Source organism: Nocardioides sp., assembly GCF_035547795.1.
In the GTDB taxonomy this organism is placed as follows: domain Bacteria; phylum Actinomycetota; class Actinomycetes; order Propionibacteriales; family Nocardioidaceae; genus Nocardioides.
Window position 1 is genome coordinate 1 of sequence record NZ_DASZUF010000031.1, and the last position, 4,609, is coordinate 4,609.

Here is a 4,609-nt window from a genome sequence, read left to right on the forward strand (position 1 = left end):
CACCAGCAGCGGCTGGCCCTCCTCGACGACGTCGCCGACCTGCACGTTGACGGCGACGACGCTGCCCGGCATCGGCGCGAGCAGTGAGCCGGCGGCGACCCGGTCGGCCGGGTCGGTGAACCGCGGCAGCTTGCGCAGCGCGACGTGGCCCAGCGGTGAGTCGACGTCGACCCGGGCGTCGCTGGGACCAGCGACGACGCTGACCGCGAAGGTGCGGGCCACGCCATCGACAGCGAGCGTGACCTCGTCCGGGCTCGCCGCCACCACCGTGACGTCGTCCCGCTCGGCGTGGCGCGGATCCCGGCCGCCCCACCAGCGCACCTCGATCTCGTCGTCTCCGCGGGCGAAGACGGTCAACTGCGGCTGCGAGGGCACGTTGCGCCAGGCCACCGGGATCCGTGCGTGGTACGGCGAGGCAGCCCGGGCCCGCTCCGCCAGCGCCAGTGCGCCCGCGAACGCGGAGAGCCCGACGGCATCCTCGCCGACGGCGCCGAGACCGGTCGCCACGGCCGGGTCGTCGAGCCAGGTGGTGTGCATCCTCGCGTCGAGGAAGACGTCGCTGCGCAGCAGCCCGACCAGCAGGTCGCGATTGGTGCGCAGGCCGTGGATCCGCGCCGCCGCGAGGGCACCGGCCAGGCGCCGGGCCGCCTGCTCCCGGGTCGGCGCCCAGCAGATCACCTTCGCGACCATCGCGTCGTAGAAGGTGCCGATCTGGTCGCCGGCGACGACACCGGAGTCGAGCCGGAGCCCTCCGGACAGCTCGAACTCGGCGCGCACGCCCGGGATGTCGAGCGCGGTCAGCAGCCCGGTCTGGGGGGCGAAGCCGGCCGTGGGGTCCTCGGCGTACAGCCGGACCTCCACGGCGTGGCCGCGCGGCTCGCCCACCTCCACCTCGACGGTGCGCCCCTCGGCGACGGCGAGCTGCAGCTCGACCAGGTCGACGCCGAAGACCTCCTCGGTGACCGGGTGCTCGACCTGGAGACGGGTGTTCATCTCCAGGAAGAAGAAGCGGTCCCTGGCCTGGTCGTAGAGGAACTCCACGGTGCCGGCGCCGCGGTAGTCGATCGCCTCCGCGGCCTTGCGGGCGGCCTCGTGCAGGGCAGCCCGGGTCTCGGCGGGAAGGCCGGGTGCGGGCGCCTCCTCGATCACCTTCTGGTGGCGGCGCTGCACGGAGCAGTCGCGTTCACCGAAGACGATCACCCGGTCCCCGGTCCCGAGGACCTGGACCTCCACGTGCCGGCCGCTCTCGATGAACGGCTCCACGAAGACGGTGCCGTCGCCGAACGCCGACTCCGCCTCGGCACGCGCCTTGGCGATCTCGCCCTCGAGCTCGCCCAGCGACCGCACGATCCGCATGCCGCGACCGCCGCCGCCGGCGGACGCCTTCACCAGCAGCGGCAGGTCGTCCTCGGTGGCGGTCTCCGGGGTCAGGTCGCCGAGCACCGGCACGCCGGCGGCAGACATCAGCTTCTTGGACTCGACCTTCGAGCCCATTGTCCGGATGGAGTCCGGGCTGGGGCCGACCCAGGTCAGTCCCGCCTCGACCACGGCCGCGGCGAAGTCGGCGTTCTCGGACAGGAAGCCGTAGCCGGGATGGATCGCGTCCGCGCCCGCGGCCTGCGCGGCGGCGATGATCAGGTCGCCGCGCAGGTAGGTGTCGGCCGGCGCGTTCCCCGGCAGCCGTACGGCGGCGTCCGCGTCCCCGACGAACGGCGCGGAGGCGTCCGCGTCGGAGTGGACCGCGACCGTGCCGATGCCGAGCCGGCGGCACGAGGCGAAGACGCGGCGGGCGATCTCTCCACGGTTGGCGACCAGCAGCTTCTCAATCACTCTCGATCACATCCGGAAGACGCCGAAGTTGAGGTTGCCCTCGATCGGCTGGTTCTCGATGACGGACAGGCAGATGCCGAGGATGGAACGGGTGTCGCGCGGGTCGATGACCCCGTCGTCGTAGACCATCCCGGACAGGAAGTAGGGCAGCGACTGCTCCTCGATCATCTGCTCCACGAAGGCGCGCGTCTTGGCGTCGTTCTCCTCGTCGAACGGGACGCCCTTGGACTCGGCGGCCTGCCGGGCGACGATCGACATCACGCCGGCCAGCTGCTGCGGGCCCATCACCGCGCACTTGGCGTTCGGCCAGGTGAAGAGGAAGCGCGGGTCGTAGGCGCGACCGTTCATGCCGTAGTTGCCGGCGCCGTACGAGGCGCCGATCAGGATCGAGATCGACGGCACCGTGGAGTTGGAGACCGCATTCACCATCATCGCGCCGTGCTTGATGATGCCGCCCTGCTCGTACTCCTTGCCGACCATGTAGCCGGTGGTGTTGTGCAGGAAGAGCAGCGGCGTGTCCGAGGCGTTGCACAGCTGGATGAACTGCGTCGCCTTCTGCGCCTCCTTGCTGAACAGGATGCCCTGGGCGTTGGCCAGGATGCCGATGGGGCGACCGTGGATCCGGGCCCATCCGGTCACGAGCGAGGAGCCGTAGAGGGGCTTGAACTCGTCGAACGGCACCTCGTTCGACTCGCTCGGCCCGTCGACGATCCGCAGGATGACCTCACGCGGGTCGAACGGCTCCTTGAGGTCCTGCGGGATGATGTCCAGCAGGCCGTCCGGGTCGAGCAGCGGCTCGGCGTACTGGCCGGTGAACCGGCGGCCCTTCTTCGTCACGTTGAGCCGCGCCACGATGCGACGGCCGAGCCGGATCGCGTCGTACTCGTCGACGGCGAGGAAGTCCGCCAGGCCGGAGGTGGTGGCGTGCATCCGCGCACCGCCGAGGGACTCGTCGTCGGAGATCTCGCCGGTCGCCATCTTGACCAGCGGCGGACCGCCGAGGAAGACCTTGGCGCCCTTGTCGACCATCACGATGTAGTCGCTCATGCCGGGGATGTAGGCACCGCCGGCGGTGGAGTTGCCGAAGACCAGCGCGACAGTGGGCTGCTTGCGGGCGCTGGCGCGGGTGATGTCGCGGAAGCCCTTGCCGGCCGGCAGGAAGATGTCCTTCTGGTGCGGCAGGTCGGCGCCGCCGGACTCGACCAGGGTGACCGTCGGGAGGTGGTTCTCCTCCGCGATCTGCATCGCCCGCCCGGTCTTCTTCATCGAGATCGGGTTGATCGAGCCGCCCTTCACGGTGGGGTCGTGCGCGATGATCATGCACTCGATGCCGGAGACCACGCCGATGCCGGTGACCGTCGAGCCGCCCACGGTGAAGTCGGTGCCCCAGCCCGCCAGCGTCATCAGCTCCAGGAACGGCGTGCCCTCGTCGAGCAGCAGCTCGATCCGCTCGCGGGCGGTGAGCTTGCCGCGCCGATGGTGGCGCTCGATGTACTTGCCGCCGGCGTTGACGGCCTTGAGGTGCTCGGCGTCGAGATCGGCGATCTTGGCCAGCATCGCCTCGCGGTTGGTCAGCGTCTCGCTCATCGGCCGTACCCCAAGAGCTTGGCGGCCAGGTCGGTCATCACCTCGGTGGCTCCTCCTCCGATCGGCAGGATCCGGGTGTCGCGGTAGTGCCGCTCCACCTCGGTCCCGTGCATGTATCCGGTGCCGCCGTGCAGCTGCACCGCCTGGTCGCAGACCCACTGGCTCGCCTCGACGGCGGTCTGCTTGGCCAGCGCCGCGGCGGCGATGGTGGCCGCGGTCGTGCCCTCCTCGTCGTACTGCCGCACCACGCTGTGGGTGTAGGCGCGCGCCACCTCGACCCGGCGGTGCATCTCCACCAGCCGGTGGCGCACCACCTGACGCGCGATCAGCGGCTCGCCGAACGTGCTGCGCTCGCGCGCGTACACCGCGGTCAGCGCCAGACTGCGCGCGGCGATGCCGTAGGCCTGGACGGCCAGCGCGATCCGCTCGGTCACGAACGCCTCGGTGATGTAGCCGAACCCGGCGTTCTCCTCGCCGACCAGGTTGCCCACCGGCACGCGTACGCCGGCGAAGCCCAGCTCGGCGGTGTCCGAGCAGTGCCAGCCCATCTTGGCCAGCTTGCGGTCGACGGTGAACCCCGGCGTGCCCTTGTCGATCACCAGCATGCTGATGCCACCCGCGCCCGGTCCCCCGGTGCGCACCGCCGCGACCACGAAGTCGGCGCGCACGCCGCTGGTGATGAACGTCTTGGCGCCGTTCACGACGTAGTGGTCGCCGTCTCGCTCGGCGCGCGTGGTGAGGTGGGAGACGTCCGATCCGCCGCCCGGCTCGGTGATCGCGAGCGAGCCGATCTTCTCCCCCGCCAGCGTCGGCCGGACGTAACGGTCGACCAGCTCCACCGAGCCGTGCCGGGCCAGGTGGGGCAGCGCGATGCCGTGGGTGAACAGACCGGCGAGCAGACCCGAGGAGGCGCCCTCGGCGAGCATGCCCTCGTTCATCGCGACCACATCCGCGAGCGTGCCGCCCTCGCCGCCGACCTCCTCGCGGAAGCCGATGCCGAACAGGCCCTGCTTGGCGGCGGCCAGGTGCAGGGAGCGCGGGATCTCCCCGGCGTCCTCCCAGTCCTGGAGGTACGGCGCCACCTCGCGGCGGGCGAACTCGGCGCCGAGCTCGAACAGGTCGTTCATGACACCAAGCCGTCCGGGATGTCGACGTACCTGCTGCGGATCCACTCGCCCAGTGCCTTGGCCTG

3 protein-coding genes are annotated in these 4,609 nt (G+C 71.1%); all 3 read right to left on the reverse strand.

Going from position 1 to position 4,609, the window contains the following annotated elements; all coding sequences use genetic code 11:
• On the reverse strand, positions 1-1,830 hold a 1,830-nt coding region (locus VHA72_RS02535), incomplete at its 3' end, for an ATP-binding protein (RefSeq protein ID WP_325572876.1).
• A 6-nt stretch (positions 1,831-1,836) separates the two neighbouring features.
• Positions 1,837-3,417 carry an acyl-CoA carboxylase subunit beta gene (locus VHA72_RS02540; RefSeq protein ID WP_325572877.1) on the reverse strand — a complete coding sequence of 527 codons (1,581 nt, stop codon included), beginning with the start codon at positions 3,415-3,417 and terminating at the stop codon, positions 1,837-1,839.
• Positions 3,414-4,544: an acyl-CoA dehydrogenase family protein gene (locus tag VHA72_RS02545; protein ID WP_325572878.1), complete on the reverse strand. Its 1,131-nt coding sequence runs from the start codon at positions 4,542-4,544 to the stop codon at positions 3,414-3,416. The genes VHA72_RS02540 and VHA72_RS02545 overlap by 4 nt, the downstream gene beginning before the upstream one ends.
• Between the last annotated feature and the right edge of the window lie 65 nt (positions 4,545-4,609).

What these genes read in the sequence shown, in the direction of transcription:
- VHA72_RS02545 (WP_325572878.1), bottom strand. Translation starts at nt 4,544, where the DNA reads ATGAACGACCTGTTCGAGCTCGGCGCCGAGTTCGCCCGCCGCGAGGTG.
- VHA72_RS02540 (WP_325572877.1), bottom strand. Translation starts at nt 3,417, where the DNA reads ATGAGCGAGACGCTGACCAACCGCGAGGCGATGCTGGCCAAGATCGCC.